Below are 20,717 nucleotides of genomic sequence, written 5' to 3'. Positions count from 1 at the left end.
AATGGTAAAAAAGAAAATTGTTCTCGCCACTGAATTTGTTGTTCTGTTTATTGGTGTGCCCCTGTTTCTGTTTTTTGAGGAGAATATAATTCATCCCAGTTCCGTTTTATTGCCTGTTTTAGTTGCGCTAATTTTGTATTTCAGAAAACAAAAAGATTTTCATTTGCGTGATTTGGTTCGTCTGAATATTTCAAAAAAAATGTGGTTGCAGCAACTGCTGGTTGTTGTACTGAGCGGAATCTTTCTATTGATATTTGTTTTGATTTTTGAGCCTGAGAACCTGTTTAATCTGCCACGCAGAAACCCTGCAATTTGGCTGGCAATGTTGGGGTTTTATCCGGTATTTTCAGCTTACGGACAGGAAGTCGTTTACCGGAAATTTCTTTTTATGCGATATTCCCGTCTGTTTCAAAATAAATGGATTTTGATTTTGGCCAGTGCGATAACTTTTAGTTTTGTACACATTGTATATTTCAGTGTGCTTTCGCTGGTTTTGACTTTTTTTGCAGGAATATATTTGGCCTGGCTCTACGATAAAACCAAAAGCGTGCTGTTCACTGCCATAGTTCATGGAATTATGGGGTTCCTGATTTTTACCGTTGGATTAGGGCAACATTTTTGGGTAGATATGATGCAGTGGTTGTAAAAATAATTCGTATGAAATATAAATGTATAATTTTTGATTGCGATGGGGTGTTGGTTGACAGTGAGGCAATTTCAGCCAAAGTGTTTAGGGAAATGATGTCGGAATTGGGATGTGAACTGGAACAGGAAACGGTTCTGGAGCAAATAACCGGCACCTCGATGAAAGAAAATTTGAAATTTTTTACGGAACATTTGGGAAAAGATTTACCAGAGGATTTTGAAGAGGAATTCAGAAAACGTTCTTTTCAGGCCTTCAAAACCGAACTCAAACCTGTTCCCGGAGTTCATGAAATCATTGAAAAATTAAGAATACCTTTTGGCGTGGCTTCCAGCGGGCCGGTGAAAAAAATTAAACTTAACCTGGTTTCCACAAACCTTGCTGATAAGTTTGGTGAGAATATTTTTAGTTCGTATGACATTGGAAGTTGGAAGCCCGAGCCCGATATTTATTTACATGCCGCCAAAAAAATGGGTTTTTCTCCCCAACAGTGTGCTGTTGTTGAAGATAGTATCCCCGGTGTAAAAGCTGCGAGAGCAGGCGGTTTTGATGTGTATGCTTTTTCAACAAAACTGAAGGAGGAGGAATTTAAGAAGTTGGGTGCGAAAGTTTTTTATACCATGGAAGAATTAGGTAATTTGTTAAACATCAACTAAATTGGCGTCATCGTTTTTAGACAGCATTTACCGGACATTTTTGGCTTGGCATGAAAAAGTCGCGTACCACCATAACTGAAATTGCAAATCAACTGGGGGTTTCTCCCTCAACGGTTTCGCGTGCTTTGAATGACCATCCTGCAATAAGCAAAAAAACAAAAAAGGCGGTAGTAAAACTGGCCCGAAAATTAAACTATCAACCCAATTTACTTGCTCTTAATTTACTGAAAAACAAAACCAACACAATAGGTGTGGTGGTTCCTGAAATCACGAGTTATTTTTTTTCTTCGGTAATTAACGGAATCCAGGATATGGTGAACCCTTTGGGAGTGAATATGATTATCAGCCAGTCAAACGAATCTTACGAAGAAGAAAAAAATATTATTCAAACTTTTACATCCATTCGGGTAGATGGATTTTTAATTTCTCCGTCGTCTGAAACTAAAAATTTTGGTCATCTAAAAATATTAACCGACAACAATATTCCTTTGGTAATTTTCGACCGTGATTGTGAAGGAATTGAAGTGGATAAAGTTTTTGTTGACGAATACAATGGTGCTTTTCAGGCTGTAGAGCATTTGATTCAGACCGGTTGTAAAAGAGTGGCGCACATTGCCGGGCAGCAGACGCTTTCCACAGCGCGGCACCGTTTCAAAGGATACAAAGATGCTTTAAGCAAACACAATATCCCGGTAAATGAAAAATATATTGTTGAAAGTTGCGGGTTTGCACCGGAACATGGGATCGACCCCACAAAAAAACTTCTGGCGCTGCCCAATCCTCCCGATGCTATATTTGCAATTAATGACGGTGTAGCCATTGGGGCAATGTATGTAATAAAAGAGGCGGGAATAAAAATTCCTGAAGAAATATCTGTTATTGGTTTTGATGACGATCCACACTCCTCTTTTTTTAAACCTTCCTTATCTACAGTTTGGCAGCCCACCTACGAAATGGGAGTTCTAGCTGCCCGCTTTTTGATGAAACGAATTAATGCTTCAAATGAGATTTTAAGCTTCAGAATTGAAACGTTGCTGCCCGAGTTGGTTGTTCGGGGCTCTTCCAGATAAATAGAAGGATTTTGGAGCAAGATACTTTGCTTCCAACGCTTCATTTTTTCTTGCTGTTCACTATTATTTTGCTCTGAATCAATACTTTTTTATGCAAACCTTTGCATAAAGTTTTGCCTGTTTTATTTGTATTGAGTATAAATAATGATTTAAATTTAGGAAGTATAACTAAATCAATAAAGGCAAAAATGCTTGTTTCAACCAGTGAACTATTCAAAAAATGTTACGGCAGGTATGGAATTGCTGCGGTAAATGTTTGGGATATGGAGCAAATTCACGGATTGTTTGCTGCAGCTCAAAAAGCAAACTCTCCTTTTATTATTCAAACCACACCGGTTGCCCGAAATTATGCTTCTTCTGAAATGTTGATTGCAATGATTTCTGCGGCAGCTAAAATTTATCCCAAAACAGTTTTTGCCATTCATCTCGATCATGGAAACAAAGAACATGCATTCCAAAGTATCCTATCGGGAGATTACACCTCGGTTATGATTGATGCGTCACACGAACCCTTTGATGAGAATGTGAAAATTACCAAAGAGATTGTTGAAGAAGCACACAAAAAAAGTATTTCGGTTGAAGCTGAATTGGGGGTTTTAAGTGGTGTGGAAGATGATTTGGTTGTGGATGAAAAGAATAAAAAATATACACAGCCAGACGAAGTTGTTGAATTTGTTGAACAAGCCGGATGCGATAGTTTGGCGGTTGCCGTTGGAACAAGCCACGGTGCATATAAATTTTCAGGGAAACAGGGACTTCAGTTTGATATTCTGGAAGAGATTCAGCAAAAATTACCCGGATTTCCTCTGGTTCTCCATGGCGGTTCGGCAGTAAATAAGGATGAGATACAACGAATAAATGCAGCCGGTGGTCAGTTGGGTATTGATGCTAAGGGAGTTTCAGATAAGGAAATCATTAAGGCAATTCAGTTTGGCGTGTGCAAAATAAACATTGCAACCGATGCCCGTTTGATTTGGACGCGCGTGGTTCGTGAATTTTTTAAGTATTCTCCGGCTCAGTTCGATCCCATCGTTCCGGGAAAATCATATATGGAAGCGTTTGAAAAGTTTTGCATCAAAAAATTTGAATTATTTAAATCAACAGGAAAAGCAAGTGAATTTAAAAGTTAAATCATGATAAAAGACAAAAAATACAGATTATTGGCGAAACCAGATCCGAATAACGGAATTTATCAGAGTGTTTTAAAGGAAGAAACAGGGTGGCAGTTTTTAAATTTTCAGGCCCGGTTAATGAAAAAAGGTGAAATATGGGCAGGAAACACGGAAGGCAACGAATATGCCATTATTTTACTTGGGGGTAATTTTTCTGTAAAATCCGATAAAGGAAACTGGGAAACCAAAAATGGGCGAAAAGACGTATTTAGCGGAATTGCCCATTCATTGTACCTTCCGCGGAACACAAAGTTTGAGTTAACTGCTGAAAGCGAAGTTCTCGATATTGCATACGGATGGTGTGAAACGGATGAAGATCATCCCGCATATTTTAAACGACCGGAAGAGGCAGCCATCGAAATTCGTGGTGGTGACAATGCAACACGTCAGATCAACAGTTTGCTTCAACCCGGATTCGATTGTCATCGTTTGGTTTCGGTGGAAGTTTACACGCCATCGGGAAACTGGAGCTCATTTCCGGCACATAAACACGACGATCGAAAAGTGGATGATAATGGCGATGTGACAGAGGCATGTTTAGAGGAAACCTATTTTTATAAAATAGACAAACCACAGGGATTTGCCATTCAGCAGGTATACAACGACGACCGAAGTCTGGATGAAATTGCCGTTGCCCGTAATAACGATATCGTTCTGGTTCCGGGCGGATATCACCCCGTTGTTGCCGGTCATGGATACAATGTGTACTACCTTAATTTTTTAACCGGAAGCGACCAGTCGCTCGCCAACACTGACGATCCGGAACACGAATGGATATACAATTCGTGGAAGGGACTTGATCCGAGAGTACCTGTTGTAACAGCCGAAATGAATAATTTGAAATAATATGAGTGAGCCGGAAAAAATTTTTGACGTAACTACGTATGGAAGATCATCCATCGATTTGTACTCGCAGGAAGTGGGTAGCCCGTTTGAAGAAATACCTGGGTTCCATGCTTTTGTTGGTGGTTCACCTCTGAATATCGCAGTGGGGTGCAGCCGTTTGGGATTAAATGCCTCTTTGCTTACCGGGGTTGGGAAAGACAAGGTGGGCGATTTTTTGCTGAATTTTTTGAAAAAGGAAAAAGTGGTTACAGAAAATATTCCTGTAATTGAGGGAGCCAGAAGTTCTGCTGTGATTTTGGGAATTGAACCTCCTGATCGCTTTCCGCTGGTGTATTACCGTGATAATTGCGCTGACTCACAAATAACCATCGATCATGTGCTGGAAGCAGGGATCGAAAAATCGCGCATGCTGGAAGTTTCGGGAACAGCTTTGAATATTGAACCTACCCGGAGTTCTGCTTTTCTGGCGGCTGAAATAGCCCGTAAAAATAAAATCCCGGTTATGCTTGATCTTGATTTTCGCGCTGACCAATGGCACGATATCCGCGCATTTGGAGTTACCACCCGCGCATTTATGCGAAATGCCAATATCGTTTTGGGAACCGAAGAAGAAGTACTCGCGGCTTTTCTAACGCATGAATCACAGTTAAAAATAAGCCACCAGCAAATTTCCGCACCCGAAATAAAAGGGGATATTGACGCAGCTATCCAGGGAATTTTGAGTTTTGGCGTTGATGCACTGATATTAAAAACCGGCTCGCGCGGCGCTATTGTTTATTTGCCGGACGGGACCATTCAGGAAGTTCCCGGTTTTCCGGTGGAAGTGGTAAATATTCTTGGTGCCGGTGATGCGTTTGCCGCAGGTTTTATCTATGGTTTTCTGAAAGGATGGGATTGGTATAAGTGCTGCCGGATGGGAAATGCCTGCGGAGCGCATGTGGTTACCCAACTGGGCTGCGCCAATTTTACACCCTACGAAAATGAGATTCTCGAATTTATTGAATCACAAGGTGGATTTTAATTGATAGAATATAAGATGCAAGAATCAAGACACAAGACAAAATGAATTTTTGAAAATCAGTAGTTCTTATCCTTGGTCTTGATACTTGATACTTGTTTCTTGAAGCTAAATAAAATATGATGAAAACTATCAAACTTACGGTTGCGCAGGCAACCATGAAATACCTCAAAAATCAGTATTCTGAAAGAGACGGAATTGAACAGCCTTTTTTTGCCGGATGTTTTGGAATTTTTGGGCATGGTAACCTTGCCGGTTTTGGTCAGGCCTTGCAGCAGGAACCCGATTTCAGATACTACCTCGTGCGGAACGAACAGGCAGCGGTACACACTTCGGCTGGATATGCCAAAATGAAAAACCGCTTATCCACTTTTGCGTGTGTTTCTTCCATTGGCCCGGGAGCTACGAATATGGTAACCGCAGCAGCCGGAGCAACCATAAACCGTCTTCCGGTTTTATTGATGCCCGGTGATATTTTTGCTCAGCGGACTGTCGCGCCGGTGCTTCAACAATATGAGTCGCCATTGTCGCAGGATATTTCAGTAAACGACTGTTTTAAACCGGTTTCAAAATACTGGGATCGCATAAACCGTCCGGGACAGTTGATTACTTCACTTCCTGAAGTAATGCGTGTATTAACTTCACCTGCCGGCACGGGTGCGGTAACACTTTGTATTCCGCAGGATGTGCAGGCTGAAGCTTTTAATTTTCCTGCTGAAATGTTTGAAAAAAGAGTGTGGCATGTGCCACGGCCGCGTGCCGATGTTCAGGCAGTAAAAAGAGCGGTTGATTTAATTCGCTCGGCAAAAAATCCGATGATAATTGCCGGGGGCGGAGTAATTTACAGCGAAGCGGAAACAGCACTTAATAACTTTGTCCATTCAACCGGGATTCCTGTTGGCGAAACATTTGCCGGAAAAGGGTCGTTGCCGTATGACGATCCGCACAATCTTGGCGCTACCGGCGCTACCGGAACGGAAGGTGCCAATGCCATTAGTTCGGCTGCCGATTTGGTTATTGGAATTGGTACCAGATACAGCGACTTTACAACTGCCTCAAAAACAGCTTTTCAAAACAAAAAGGTAAAATTCATCAATATTAATATTACTGAATTTGATGGTTATAAACACAGCGGACTGGCACTTACCGGCGATGCAAAAGTAATTTTGGAAGAGCTTCTTGAAAAACTTGAAAATTATAAAGTCGATGAAGCATATCGAAAGAAAGTGGCTGAATTCAACAAAAGCTGGGACGAAAAGGTAGCGGCAGCCTACAAAGCTGACGGGAATGAAGTTCCAAGTCAGTCGGAAGTAATTGGAGCTGTAAATAATTTTATTGAGCCCAAAGACGTTGTTCTGTGTGCTTCAGGGAGTGCTCCGGGTGATTTACACAAACTTTGGCGTACCAGCGATTCAAAAGGCTTTCATCTGGAATATGGTTATTCGTGTATGGGCTACGAAATATCGGGTGGCTTGGGCGCAAAAATGGCCTGCCCCGACCGTGAAATTTATATAATCCTGGGTGATGGTGGTTATTTAATGATGCCTTCTGAAATTATAACTTCTCTGCAGGAAGGATACAAACTCACGATAATCTTAATTGATAATAACGGATTTGCAAGTATCGGCGGTCTGTCGAAATCGATCGGAAGCGAAGGTTTCGGTACAAAATATTTATATCGCGATAAATCTTCCGGGCAACTGGAGGGAGAGCGTCTGCCTGTTGATTTGGCAAAAAATGCAGAAAGTCTTGGTGCAAAAGTGTATAAAACCTCTGATGTTGCCTCTTTTAACGAAGCTTTAAAAATGGCAAAAACGGAAGATCGCACTACTGTTATTTATATACAAACAGTGCCCGAAAGAAAAATTGCAGGTTATGGTTATGCCTGGTGGGATGTACCTATAGCCGAAGTTTCTGAATCGGAATCAGTGCAAAAAGCCCGAAAAAACTATGATGAACAAAAGAAAAAACAAAGATATTTTTTTTAACTGACTAAAACTGTGACATCCTAAACTATGCTAACACTACTTACCTTTATTGGCTTTACGGCTTTTGTCGCTTTTTATACCTGGTATAAACTGCGAAAAGACAAAATGGATTCCTCTGACGGATATTTCCTTGGCGGCAGAAGTTTGCCAGGTGTAATCATTGCTGGTTCAATGTTACTTACCAACATTTCCACTGAACATTTAATCGGAATGAACGGTTCGTCCTACAAAAATGGATTTATAATTATTGGCTGGGAGGTGACTTCTGCACTCGCTTTGGTTGTTGCAGCTGTCATTTTTATTCCCAGATATCTGAAATTGGGCTTAACAACCATTCCCGAGTATCTTGAAAAACGTTTCGATGGTTTTACCCGGAGTCTGGTTGCGCTTTTTTTGGTAATATCATTTGTAGTAACGCTTTTACCGATTGTTCTGTACACCGGCGCTATAAACCTTGAAAGTATTTTTAATATTTCGGAGGTATTGGGTGTAAGCCAAACAGAAGGATTGTGGATAACTGTGGTTGGCATCGGAATAATCGGTTCGGTATACGCCATTTTTGGTGGATTAAAAGCAGTTGCTCTGTCTGACTCGATTAATGGAATTGGGTTACTTGCCGGTGGTATTCTTGTTCCGGTAATTGCTTTGTTTGGTATCGGTAACGGGAATATTATGGATGGCCTTTTAAAAGTATTTCATAATGCTCCTGAAAAGTTTAATGTAATTGGCGAAAAGGATTCGGTAATGCCTTTTGGAGTTTTGTTTACCGGATTAATAATTAACCAGCTCTATTTTTGGGGAATGAACCAAACCATCATTCAACGGGCATTTGCAGCCAGGAATCTGAAAGAAGCTCAGAAAGGATTATTGTTTACCGGAGTTTTAAAGATTTTGGTGCCAATAATTATTATTCTGCCGGGTGTTATCGCATTTTATTATTTTGGAGATTCTATGTACGATGATCAGGATCTTATCTATCCTGCCCTGATTAAAAAGGTTCTCCCGGTGTATTTAACAGGATTTTTTGCAGCCGTCGTGATGGGGGCAGTTTTAAGTACCTTCAACAGTGTATTAAACAGCGCAGCTACAATTTTTAGTATTGATGTTTATAAACGTTTAATAAAAAAAGATGCTGCGGAAAAACGACTCGTTTGGGTGGGACGTTTTTTGTCATCAATTTTAGCTGTTACGGCAATTCTGGCTGCTCCCCTGGTTGCAAAAGCTCCCGAAGGTTTGTATCAGCTCCTCCAGCAATTGAACGGTATATTTTTTATTCCCATAGCCACAATTATGCTGGCGGGATTTTTTATGGAAAAGATATCAGCAGTGGGGGCAAAAGCGGCACTTATTTTTGGTTTGATTTATTATATCGTTACCACATTCATTTTAAAGCTCGATATTCATTTTATACACAACTGGGGAATCGAATTTGTGTTGAATGTGATAATTATGTACACGGTGTCCTACTTCTATCCACGTAAGAACTACAGTATTCGTACTGCTCCGGTAAAAATGGAAATGGTTCCCTGGAAATATACCCCCCATCTTTCTGTAGCGCTCTTCGTGATTACAATAATGATTTATATACTACTCGGACAAACTTGAAAATTAAATATCAAACAATATGGAAGTTTTAAAAAATTATATCAACGGAACCTGGCAGGAAAGCAGGGAAAAACAAACAAAAGACGTTGTAAATCCTGCGAACCAGGAGATATTGGCAAAGGTTCCTTTTGGGGGAAATACCAGTTTGGATGTGGAAGCGGCCGTTTCGGCTGCAAGTTCAGCTTTAAAGGAGTGGCGCGATGTGCCGGTGATGAAACGTGTGCAACCGCTTTACAAATTAAAACAGCTCATTGAGGAAAATATTGAAGAAATTTCCAGTCTAATTACGCTTGAATGCGGAAAAAGTTATGCTGAATCGGTTGCGGAAATGCAGCGCGGTATTGAAAATATTGAAACAGCCTGCGCTACTCCAACACTGATGCAAAGCGAGTTCTCTGAGAATATCGCAACAGGCATAGATGAATTTATGATTCGGCAGCCAGTGGGAGTATGTGCATGCATTTCTCCCTTTAATTTTCCGGGGATGATTCCTTTTTGGTTTATGCCTTATGCACTTGCCTGTGGTAACAGTTTTGTCCTGAAACCCTCGGAAAAAGTGCCGTTAACCATGATGAAAGTGTTTGAATTGATTGATCGGCTGGATTTACCCAAAGGATTGATAAACCTGGTGCATGGCGGAAAGGAGAGTGTAGATGCGTTGCTTGATCACTCCGAAGTAAAAGCCATAAGTTTTGTTGGCTCAACAAAAGTGGCCCGGTATATTTATCAGCGCGGAACAGCAAACGGCAAAAGAGTGCAGGCACAGGGAGGCGCCAAAAATCCTGTAATTGTAATGCCGGATGCCGATATTGAAATGACAACTAAAATTATTGCTGATAGCGTTTATGGCTGTGCAGGCCAACGGTGTCTGGCAGCATCAAATATTGTTACTGTTGGCGATAATAACGGACAAATCAGAGATTCGCTTGTTGAAGCTGCAAAAAACAAGACAACAGGCTTTGGTCTCGAGGAAGGAGTTGAAATGGGGCCGGTTATCACCCCCGAAAGTAAAACAAGGGTAGAACAACTTATAAATAAGGGAATCGATGAAGGAGCAAATTTGCTTTTGGATGGAAGAAATGCAAATATCAGCGGTTTTGAAAAAGGAAATTTTATAAAACCTACCATCCTTGAGAAGGTTCCGTTGGATGGCGAAGTTATCAAAACCGAGATTTTTGGCCCGGTAATGAGTTTGCTGCCAATGAATACAATTGATGAGGCAATTGATTTTGTAAACAGTAACAGCTACGGAAATATGGCCTGTTTGTTTACCACCAGCGGACTCAATGCCCGAACATTCCGAAACCGTGCGAATGCCGGGAATATCGGAATAAATATTGGGGTTGCGGCGCCCATGGCACAGTTTCCTTTTAGTGGGTGGAACGACAGTTTTTTTGGTGATTTGCACGGGCAGGGAAGACACGCCATCGAGTTTTTTACCCAAACAAAAGTGGTTATCGAACGATGGCCAAAAGAATGGACAAGAAAATTTTGATTTAGATAAATGAGTGTACGAATATAAATATGTAATTCACTCACCCTGATTGCATCTACGATCTTTTTAAAGAGAGGGAGAAGAGGGAGAGTTTAAAAAGTTACGTTGTAAAGACTTAAATTGATTTTTTAATACGTTCAAATAGATTATGATTCAAATAGCTAATGCTCCCTGTTCCTGGGGAGCTCTCGAATTTGATTTGGAAGGAAAATCGCTGGGATACAGGCAAGTTCTTTCCGAAATGGTGGAAACCGGGTATGCCGGAACCGAACTGGGCGACTGGGGATTTATGCCAACAAATCCGGATGAGTTAAATAAAGCACTGGAGAACAAAAACCTGCAATTGCTCGGTGCATTTGTTCCGGTTGCAATGGCAAAACCGGAAGCGCACGACGCCGGTGTTGAGGTTGCATTAAAAACCGCCGAGTTAATGTACAACGCCGGATATAAAAATGCGTTTATCGTATTGGCCGATGAAAATGGTTCTGTTGAAGTACGAACCAAAAATGCGGGACGAATAACACCGGAAATGGGTTTAAATGAAGAGCAGTGGAAAAATTTTGCTTCCGGTGCGGAAAAGGTGGCCAAAGCAGTAAAAGACAAATTTGGAATGCGAACCGTTTTTCACCACCACTGTGGCGGTTATGTGGAAACTGCTGCAGAGGTAGACAGATTGATGCAACTTACCAATCCCGAATTACTGGGTTTATGTCTTGACATGGGACATTTTGCATTTGGTGGAGGCGACCCCGTTGTGGCCCTGGAAAAATATTACAATCGTATCTGGCATGTTCATTTTAAAGATTTTGATCCTGAAGTAGGGAAGGAATCACAGGTAAATGAATACGATTATTTTAAGTCGGTGGAAAAAGGAGTTTTTTGTGAGCTCGGAAAAGGGAATGTTGATTTTCCTGCTATTGTTAACATTCTCAAAAATAAAGGATACGACGGCTGGATAGTGGTTGAACAGGATGTTCTTCCCGGAATGGGCTCGCCAAAAAAATGTGCCGACTGGAACAGGCAATATATTAAATCACTCGGACTTTAACCGTACAAAATAGACCAAAATGAGTAAAATAAAAGTAGCTGTTGCCGGTTTGGGCAGAATAGGAAAAATTCATCTGAAAAATTTGTGCAGAAACTTTCCCGAAATTGAAGTTGTGGCAGTAATGGATGTTTTGGATGAATCAAAAAAAATAGCCGACGAATTTAATGTGCCGGTTTTTGTAAAAAGTTTTGACGAACTGTTGGCCATTGAAGGAGTCGACGCGGTTGTTATTTGTTCGCCAACTGATACACATGCCGATTATGTTGTAAAAGCAGCAAATGCCGGGAAGCAGATTTTTTGTGAGAAACCGCTCGATTTATCGCTCGACCGGGTGAAAGAAGTTCTGGAAATCGTTGAAAAATCGGCCGTGAAATTAATGCTTGGATTTAACAGACGTTTTGATCCTGAATTTAAAAAAATAAAACAACTGGTTGAAGATGACGCGATTGGTGATGTCCAGATTGTTAAAATTACCAGTCGCGATCCCGGGCCGCCTCCGGTTTCGTATATCAAAGTTTCCGGAGGGCTGTTTTTGGATATGACAATTCATGATTTTGATATGGCACGTTATATTTCAGGGAAATCGGTAAAAGAAGTATTTGCCAAAGGTGCCGTCATGGTTGACCCCGGAATAGGAGAAGCAGGAGATATTGATACGGCAATTATTACGCTGACTTTTGAAGACGACTCAATGGCGGTAATCGATAATTCCAGGAAAGCAGTTTATGGCTACGACCAACGTTTGGAAGTGTTTGGAAGTAAAGGAATGGCACAGGCAGAAAATAACTTTCCCAACCATCATAAATTATATACGGAAACGGGAATTTCGGGAGACTTGCCTCTGCATTTTTTCCTCGAACGTTATGATGCCTCGTACAACCGGGAAATGAGCGAGTTTATTGAGGCTTTGGTTTCCGGGAGTGAGATGCCGGTTGGTGGCAACGACGGATTACTTTCCATTGCAATCGGATTGGCAGCAAAAAAGTCGGTAGCTGAAGGCCGGCCGGTAAAACTTACTGAAATATTAAACTGAAGATAAAAGGAGTAGATACGGAGTATTTTTTAAAATAATCATTTGAAATATATCTTTAATCTGTATATAAAATAAAAGCTTCCTGCTTAACTGGATCATTACTGGTATTTTAGTTTTCCTGAATTTGCTTTTGGATTAGGCCGGCCAAAATTTTTGCCTGAATAGTGGAGCGACTGTAAGTGAACAAAAAATTGCATTTTATTTAAAAATAATAATGTAATCTCCTAAATTTGGTATTCAGATGGACTTTATGAATACATTTAAGGTAAGAATGCAGCTTTTTAAAAATGTAATATTACTTATATTCTTAATAAGTTACGGTGTTTCAAATGCACAGGAGTTAAAGGAAAACGAATTATTCAAAAATAAGTCCTATACACTTCCTTATATTTTGAATCGTCCCAACAAAACATGGAAACTTCCTAAAAAGCTGAACGAGATTTCGGGATTGAGTTACATTGACAAATACCGGCTGGCCTGCATTCAGGATGAAAAAGGGAATATCTATATTTTTAATTTGCTAACCGGCGATGTAGAGCGTAAAATTGATTTTGGAGATGATGGCGATTATGAAGCCATCGAGATTGTGAAGAATGACGCCTGGGTATTAAAAAGCAATGGCACATTATACAAGGTGAACAATTACCTGAATGAAAATGAAGATGATGTTGAAAAATATCCAACCATTCTTACCAAAAAGAACGATGCTGAAGGGCTGTGTTATTACCCACCCTCAAAACAACTGCTGATTGCCTGCAAAGGCCACCCTTTTGTGGATGATAAAAGCGGAAAAAACCAGAAGGCGATTTACCAATACGATATCAAAACAAATCTGCTCGATTTAGATCCTTTTCTGGTCATCCGGCTTGATTTTATAAAGGACCTTAAAAATTACAACACCATTACCAAATGGGGTGTTGAATTGCTTGCTTATCTGGACGATGCCAAAGGCGACCTTACATTTCAGCCTTCAGCAATAGCTATTCATCCCGTCACCGGCGATATTTATATTTTAGCTTCGGTAGGAAATCTGCTGATGATATATTCTTCCGAAAAGGAATTACAGTGTATTGTCCAGTTGGAAGCAAAAATTCATCCTCAGCCGGAAGGAATATGCTTTAGCCCCGATGGCACACTTTATATTTCGAATGAAGGCAAAGAAACCAGTGGACGAATTTCTGTTTTTACAATGAGAAACCAACCTCTTACAAATGATGAGCAATAAAAGAAAACAATATATTACAATCTTCACCTTTTTACTTTTTGTGTTATTGCAGCAGGCTGCGGTGGCACAAAAAATTTTTTACTCAGCAGAAAACAAGGAATGGCCCGGGGAAATAACAGAACCTCCGGAAACAAAGCTGTATTCCATTTTTTTAATTGGAGATTTAAAACATCCGATTGAAAACAAAAATCTCGAACTGTTAAAAAATAAGTTGGAAAAGGAAGGTGAAAAGAGTGCATTGGTTGTTCTTGGAGATATTGTTTACCCGCGGGGATTAACTGACAAAGAGGAGCCCGGTTTTGAGGAATCGCTTCGCCGGCACGAAGCAATTTTAAACCGGATAAAAGAATATCCGGGAGAAATTGTGTTTTTATCGGGAAACCATGATTGGGCGAATGGTGGCGAAGAAGGCTGGGAATCGGTTATTCAGCAGGAAGAATTTATTGAAGGTTTTCTTGAACGTGGGAATACATATCTGCCGGATGAAGGCTGCCCCGGACCTGTTGAAATTGAATTAACAGAAGATATTACCCTAATTGTTGTTAACTCGCAATGGTGGTTTCAGCAATTTGAGAAGCCTGAATTAGACGATGATTGTGACATCGAAGATGAAAACGATTTGTACATTCAGATTGAAGATGCAATTCGCAGAAATACAGATAAAAAAATAGTTTTTGCTACGCATCATCCTTTGTTTAGCGTGGGTAATCACGGTGGTTATTTCCCTTTTCTGATGAATATTTTTCCGTTTATGGAAGCAAAGCCCCCGTTGTATATTCCACTACCCGGATTTATTTACACCGGTCACCGGAAATATTTTGGAGACCCCCAGGATTTGGCCAATCTGGATTATAAATCATTTAAACAAAACCTGCTTGAGATTCTTGAAAAATATCCGAATGTAATTTATGCAGCGGGGCACGAACACAATTTACAGTATTTTCAGGCAGACAGCTTGCACCATATTGTAAGCGGCGGAGGCGGTGAAGGAACTTTTATTGCTGAACGGGAAAAAGAAGCAGATTTTGCTGCTCAATCCGTGGGTTTCGCCCAACTGTCTTTTTATAAAAATGGCGACGTTTGGTTGCAGTTTTTTAGTCCCCAAAATAATGGTTCCGAAAAATTACTCTTTAATAAAAAGTTGTTTTCTAAACCGTTGTTCAGTTCAGAGAAGAAAGAAGCAACATTTCAAGATATCGACTTTACCGATAGCATTGTGCATGAAAAGTTAACTGATTTATACCAGATCGGAAAAATCCAGCGTTTTCTGATGGGTGAAAATTACCGCGACGTGTGGAGCACAGCAGTCGGCTTTCCGGTGTTTGATATCGAAACAGAAAAAGGCGGCTTATCAATTATAAAAAGAGGCGGAGGCCAGCAAACCCGTTCTGTAAGACTGGAAGATAAAGACGGGAAACAATACGTTTTGCGCTCGGCAAACAAATTTGTTGAAAAGGCTTTATCAGAAGAAATGCAAAATACTATCGCCGTCGATGTGGTACAGGATGGTATTTCGGCTTCGCATCCTTATGCCGCTATCACGGTTCCCCGATTAGCCGACGCGGCGGGAGTGATGCATACAAACCCAAAATTGGTGTGGGTTCCTGATGATCCAAGGCTGGGAATATACAGAAAAGACATTGCCAATGACATTTTTCTTTTTGAAGAAAGGCCTGCTGGAAGCAGAAAAGACATTCAAAGTTTTGGCTATTCAAAAGACATTGTAAACACTGCCGAAACAATCAAAAAAACCAATGACAAACATGACCACATGGTAGATCAAAAAGCTGTTTTACGTGCCCGTTTGCTGGATATTCTTCTCAACGACTGGGACAGGCACGATGACCAGTGGCGATGGGCTACTTTTAACGAGGACGGAGTTAAAATTTACAAACCGATTCCCCGCGATCGCGACCAGGTATATTTTGTAAATGAAGGCCCGCTAATGTGGGTTGCTTCCCGGAAATGGGTGGTTCCAAAATTCCAGGGTTTCGATTCAACTATCAAGAATGTAGTTGGGCTTGGATTTAATTCCCGCTATTTCGACCGTGCTTTTCTTTCAGAACCGGATTTGCAAAACTGGATCGATATTGCGGAAGACATTAAAACCGGTATTACTGATTCTGTTATTCACAAAGCCATCTTTGAACTGCCCCCCGGGATTTATGCCAAATCGGGAAAAGAAATTGAAGAGAAACTAAAATCAAGGAGAGATTTACTCCCAAAATACGCCGGTGAGTTTTATCGCTTTTTATCAAAAGAAGTTGATGTAGTTGGAACAGATGAACGTGATTTGTTTCAGGTGGAACGACAAAAAAACGGCAATACAAAAGTGGAAGTTTTTGCTTTGAGCGACAAAAAAGGAAAAGTAAAGGAAAAACTGTATGAAAGAACTTTTCTGCCCGATGAAACAAGGGAAATCAGACTTTACGGTTTAAAAGACGAGGATGAGTTTGAATTGAGCGGTGAGGCCGAAAAAGGAATAAAAATCAGAATTATCGGAGGTCGGGATAAAGACAAGGTAAAAGACAAATCCATTGTAAAGGGGCTAAGCAGAAAAACCATTGTTTATGAGCGAAAAGACAAAAAAAACAAGCTAAAACCAGGCAGCGAAACCCGGATGCATTTAAGCAGCAAAAAAAGTATCGACAACTACAACCGGAAACAATTTAAGTTTGACAAAACAATGCCTCTGATAACTGGTGGCTATAACATCGATGATGGAGTATTTTTAGGTAGTGGTGTAAGTGTAAAAAATTATAACTTCAGAGATTCAAGTTTTCATCAGTTTACGGGAAAAGTAGCCTTCCTGACTGGTGCATTTGAATTAGCTTACAAAGGATTGGTTACATCTGTGTCGCAAATTTTTGATTTCACAATGGATGCAAACATAAGTATTCCAAGAAGCGTAGATAATTATTACGGTCCCGGCAATGAGACACAAAAAATAACAGATAGCAAGCGCTTTTATCGGGTGCGCTATATTTATGGCTGGCTGAATCCTGCTTTGTATCACCAGGTTAACAAGTCAATTAGTTATTCTGTAGGGGCATTTTATCAATATTTCGATGTAACTGATACAACCAAAAGATTTGTCGGGCAACTTTATCCCGGGGTAATTCCGGAATCGGCTTACAACGCCCATCATTTTACGGGAATAAATGCCAACTTTACAATCGATACCAGAGACGATGAAACGATACCGCAACGGGGTATTTACTGGAAAAATGAGGTAGGCGGGTATCATAATTTAAAAAGCGAAGGAAAGAATTTTATGAAGCTACAGTCGGATTTGAGTTTGTACCTTAGTTTTCAAAAAGATCCGAGGTTTGTTTTTGCATTTCGTTTTGGAGGCGCCACAAATGTGGGAGATTATGAATTTTTTCACTCCAACTTTTTGGGACGAAAAGCCAATCTCAGGGGGTTCAGGAGTAACCGGTTTGCCGGCGATCAATCGTTTTATCAGAACACAGAATTCAGAGTGAAACTAAAGAATATTCATAGTTATCTTTTTAACGGACAGGCAGGGATGCTGTTGTTTAACGATATTGGCAGAGTTTGGACGGATGGCGAAAACTCAAATAAATGGCATCAGGGATATGGGGGCGGATTTTGGATCTCTCCATTTAACGCCGCAGCAGTTACAATAACCTACGGAAAATCGAAAGAAGATAACTTAATTGATTTTACTCTTAGTTATTTGTTTTAAAATAATTGTTTTACAATGAGTAACATAAATACACAACTGGTAAACGAAGCGGGAACATTTATCAAGCAATTTCTGGAGGAAAATCTTCCAGAAAAATTTACTTTTCATAACCTGGAGCATACAAAGTATGTGGTTGAGAAAGCTGAATATATCGGCAAAAATGTCGGTTTGAGTGAAGAGGAAATACTTTTGGTAAAAATAGCAGCCTGGTTTCACGACATTGGATACGCCATTGACATTAAAAATCATGAAAGAGTAGGGGCTGAAAAAGCAGAGGATTTTCTTCGTTCAAAAGGAGTCGGCCAAACCCGGATCGAGATGGTAAAAAACTGCATTCTCTCCACCCAAATAGAGGCGCAGCCAGAAACCTTAATGGAAAAAGTAATTTGCGATGCAGACCTCTCCCACTTAACCGAAGAAGATTATTTTGACCGGATTGAAAAAATGAGACAGGAATGGAAAAACCATTCATACAAAAAAGTCAGTAAGAGAAAGTTCTATGAAAAATCAGCAGAGTTTTTCCAGAAATATTCGTATCACACTGATTTTGCCAAAAAAGAACTGGCTCCCAAAAAGCAAAAAAACCTTGAAAGAATTGAAAAACTAAAATATATGCTTGAACAGAAAAAAGAACAGGAACTGCTTGAAAAAGCAAAAAAAGGGAAAAAAAGTAAGGGATATTCCCGTGGTGTCGAATCCATGTTCAGGTTAACTGCCCGCAATCAAATTAACCTGAGTTCTATTGCCGATAATAAGTCGAACATTCTTATTTCGGTTAATGCAATCATGATTTCAATTATTATGACTGTTTTGGTTACCCGTTTTGAAGAAATTCCAAATCTGATTTTACCAACGCTTGTATTTTTACTTTTTGCTTTAACCACTATCATTTTTGCTATTCTTTCTACCCGGCCAAATATTTCTTCGGGTACTTTTAACAAAGAAGACATAAAAAAGAATAAAGTTAACCTGCTGTTTTTTGGAAATTTTTACAACATGACTCTGGAAGAATATGAATGGGGAATTGAAGAATTAATGAAGAATGATGAGCATTTGTATTCCACGATGATTAAAGACCAGTATTTTTTGGGCAAAGTGCTGGCAAAAAAGTACAAACTGTTAAGGATTGCCTACAATGTTTTTATGGTTGGAATTGTGATTTCGGTTTTGACATTTGTGTTGGCTTTTGTTAATATTTAACACGTAAAACAACGATGATCCAAACAGACAGGCTTCTTTTTGTAAAGGGAAAAATTGACCTCATTATTGATAAGGTGAGGGAAATGGAGGACGAATACCGTGACGAAATTCAAAATGTTCACCCGGTATACCGCAAAAGTGCGCTCAATCTTGTTCATTATCTGGCTTTTCGCAGTTTCGATATCGACGAGTTACAGGAGCATTTGCGCGATTTGGGATTAACAAGTTTATCTCATATTGAAGCGCATGTGTTAAAAAGTTTGCTTTCCATGAGTTCAATTCTGAACCAGTTGCTGGGACAGGCAACTCCTGAAAGACGAAAGGGAATTATTTCATTTAAAAAAAGCGAAAAAATTCTGGCGAGGAATACAAAACTGATGTTTGGGTACAAATCGAAAAGACGTAGAACCCGTATTATGGTCACACTCCCTGAAACAGCTGCCGAAGACGGAGACTTTGTTAGCCGGCTCTTAAAGTCGGGGATGAACAGCGCCCGTATTAATTGTGCCCACGATAACAAAGAGACCTGGGGGAAAATAATTCAAAATGTAAGAACTATTAGTGAGAAGCAGCTAAAAAGCTGCAAAATAATGATGGATTTGGGCGGGCCAAAATTACGAACCGGCTCTATAAAACCGGGCCCCAAAATCGTTCATATAAAACCTGAAAAAGATGTTTCCGGTAATGTGATTAATCCTGCCAGAATTTGGATTGCCCCGCCTGATTTTTTACTGCCTGATGATATTTCAATTCATATCCCCGTAAAGGAAGAGTGGTTCAGAGAAATAAAAAGAGGAGATATTATCCGCTTAAATGATACCCGAAATAAAAAGGTCGATATAACAGTTGGCGGAAGAAAAGGAAATGGTCGTGAAGGATTTTGTTTTACTTCTGCTTATGTTTCTACCGGCACTGAACTTCAACTTTTTGGTCCTGATAAATCAGAAAAAGCCAAAGACACAGTTGGAGAATTATTACCGATTGAGCAGTATATTCCGCTCAAAATCAATGATACGCTTATTTTAACCAAAAATACGAATCAGGGAGAACCGGCACAGTACGACGAAAAAGGAAAATTAATTCAGCTTGCTCATATTTCATGCACTTTGCCCGAAATTTTTAGCGATGTCAGGGTTGAAGAACCGATATTTTTTGATGATGGAAAAATTGAGGGAGTTATTGAAAATGTTAACAGAGACGAACTGAACATTAGGATAACTTATGCAAAAGACACAGGAAGTAAGTTAAAAGCGGACAAAGGCATAAATCTTCCACACAGTAATTTGAATGTAAGTGGATTAACTCCAAAGGACAAAATGGATTTGGAATTTGTGGCTCAGTATGCCGACACAGTGAATTTTTCGTTTGTAAATAATGAAAACGATGTACAGGAATTGCTGGATGAGCTGGAAAGTTATGAAAGTTCTATTGGTATCATTTTAAAAATCGAAACCCAGAAAGGATTCACCAATCTGCCGCGGATTTTGCTTCGCGCCATGCAAACTTTCCCAATTGGAGTAATGATAGCCCGTGGAGATTTGGCGATTGAAACAGGATGGAAGAATTTTGCAAGCATTCAGGAAGAGATTCTACGAATTTGCGAAGCTGCACATGTCCCCGATGTTTGGGCAACACAGGTGCTGGAGAATCTGGCAAAAAAAGGTGTACCTTCCCGGGCAGAAATTACGGATGCTGCTTTGGCTCAGCGTGCCGAATGCGTGATGCTGAATAAAGGTGCATATATTGAAAAAGCAGTAAAAATGCTCGACCGTATTTTACGACGTATGCAACATTTTCAAAAAAAGAAAGAAACCGTTTTGCCCAGGCTGGAAGATGCGGAGAATCTGCATCTTTCGCATGCCAAGTTTGATATTTAGCTCAGATAGCTTTCCATTTTATCATAGCGAACTTAACCTTTGCAGCATCAGCTTGTCTGTAAAAACTTCGCTATCAAATAACTGATTGAACTTATTTTGCAGGATTGGTGTTTTATTCCTACAAATTAAAAG

The 20,717-nt window shown here is 40.1% G+C and carries 15 protein-coding genes; all 15 read left to right on the top strand.

Annotated elements, in window-relative coordinates:
* Position 1: 1 nt before the first annotated feature.
* The 15 genes from GM418_RS10420 to GM418_RS10350 all read left to right on the top strand — a co-directional run bounded on the left by GM418_RS10420 (position 2) and on the right by GM418_RS10350 (position 20,585).
* Positions 2 to 646, top strand: a complete 645-nt coding sequence (locus GM418_RS10420; RefSeq protein WP_158865794.1) for a CPBP family intramembrane glutamic endopeptidase — start codon at positions 2 to 4, stop codon at positions 644 to 646.
* 11 nt (positions 647 to 657) lie between these two features.
* Positions 658 to 1,299 (top strand): HAD family hydrolase, encoded by a 642-nt coding sequence (locus GM418_RS10415; protein WP_158865792.1) that lies wholly within the window; start codon positions 658 to 660, stop codon positions 1,297 to 1,299.
* A 50-nt stretch (positions 1,300 to 1,349) separates the two neighbouring features.
* On the top strand, positions 1,350 to 2,369 hold the full coding sequence (locus GM418_RS10410) for a LacI family DNA-binding transcriptional regulator (protein ID WP_158865790.1): 1,020 nt from the start codon (positions 1,350 to 1,352) through the stop codon (positions 2,367 to 2,369).
* Between the two features lie 188 nt (positions 2,370 to 2,557).
* On the top strand, positions 2,558 to 3,499 hold the full coding sequence (locus GM418_RS10405; RefSeq protein ID WP_158865788.1) for a class II fructose-bisphosphate aldolase: 942 nt from the start codon (positions 2,558 to 2,560) through the stop codon (positions 3,497 to 3,499).
* 3 nt (positions 3,500 to 3,502) lie between these two features.
* Entirely contained in the window at positions 3,503 to 4,387 is an 885-nt protein-coding gene (iolB, locus tag GM418_RS10400; protein ID WP_158865786.1) for a 5-deoxy-glucuronate isomerase, read from the top strand.
* A 1-nt stretch (position 4,388) separates the two neighbouring features.
* Positions 4,389 to 5,408 carry a 5-dehydro-2-deoxygluconokinase gene (gene iolC / locus GM418_RS10395; RefSeq protein WP_158865784.1) on the top strand — a complete coding sequence of 340 codons (1,020 nt, stop codon included), beginning with the start codon at positions 4,389 to 4,391 and terminating at the stop codon, positions 5,406 to 5,408.
* Between the two features lie 116 nt (positions 5,409 to 5,524).
* Positions 5,525 to 7,393: a 3D-(3,5/4)-trihydroxycyclohexane-1,2-dione acylhydrolase (decyclizing) gene (gene iolD / locus GM418_RS10390; RefSeq protein ID WP_217447757.1), complete on the top strand. Its 1,869-nt coding sequence runs from the start codon at positions 5,525 to 5,527 to the stop codon at positions 7,391 to 7,393.
* A 27-nt stretch (positions 7,394 to 7,420) separates the two neighbouring features.
* Positions 7,421 to 8,998, top strand: coding sequence for a solute:sodium symporter family transporter (locus GM418_RS10385; protein WP_158865782.1), 1,578 nt, complete (start codon positions 7,421 to 7,423; stop codon positions 8,996 to 8,998).
* 19 nt (positions 8,999 to 9,017) lie between these two features.
* Positions 9,018 to 10,493 carry a CoA-acylating methylmalonate-semialdehyde dehydrogenase gene (locus GM418_RS10380; RefSeq protein ID WP_158865780.1) on the top strand — a complete coding sequence of 492 codons (1,476 nt, stop codon included), beginning with the start codon at positions 9,018 to 9,020 and terminating at the stop codon, positions 10,491 to 10,493.
* 148 nt (positions 10,494 to 10,641) lie between these two features.
* The gene (locus GM418_RS10375; protein ID WP_158865778.1) at positions 10,642 to 11,541 is read left to right on the top strand and encodes a sugar phosphate isomerase/epimerase family protein; all 900 of its coding nucleotides are present in this window, start codon (positions 10,642 to 10,644) and stop codon (positions 11,539 to 11,541) included.
* 19 nt (positions 11,542 to 11,560) lie between these two features.
* Entirely contained in the window at positions 11,561 to 12,574 is a 1,014-nt protein-coding gene (gene iolG / locus GM418_RS10370) for an inositol 2-dehydrogenase (RefSeq protein WP_158865776.1), read from the top strand.
* 250 nt (positions 12,575 to 12,824) lie between these two features.
* Complete coding sequence (locus GM418_RS10365; protein WP_158865774.1) at positions 12,825 to 13,799, top strand: SdiA-regulated domain-containing protein; 975 nt, start codon at positions 12,825 to 12,827, stop codon at positions 13,797 to 13,799.
* Positions 13,786 to 17,508, top strand: a complete 3,723-nt coding sequence (locus GM418_RS10360) for a BamA/TamA family outer membrane protein (RefSeq protein ID WP_158865772.1) — start codon at positions 13,786 to 13,788, stop codon at positions 17,506 to 17,508. Before GM418_RS10365 ends, GM418_RS10360 begins: the two co-directional genes overlap by 14 nt.
* Positions 17,509 to 17,523: 15 nt before the next feature.
* Positions 17,524 to 18,708, top strand: a complete 1,185-nt coding sequence (locus GM418_RS10355) for a Pycsar system effector family protein (RefSeq protein WP_158865770.1) — start codon at positions 17,524 to 17,526, stop codon at positions 18,706 to 18,708.
* A 14-nt stretch (positions 18,709 to 18,722) separates the two neighbouring features.
* A complete protein-coding gene (locus GM418_RS10350; protein WP_158865768.1) occupies positions 18,723 to 20,585 on the top strand; it encodes a pyruvate kinase in 1,863 nt (620 codons plus the stop codon).
* The last annotated feature ends 132 nt before the right edge of the window (positions 20,586 to 20,717 follow it).

The organism is Maribellus comscasis (assembly GCF_009762775.1).
Lineage (GTDB): Bacteria > Bacteroidota > Bacteroidia > Bacteroidales > Prolixibacteraceae > Draconibacterium > Draconibacterium comscasis.
Note: the sequence above shows the minus strand (reverse complement) of the source record. Positions and strands in the feature narration are given on the sequence as shown.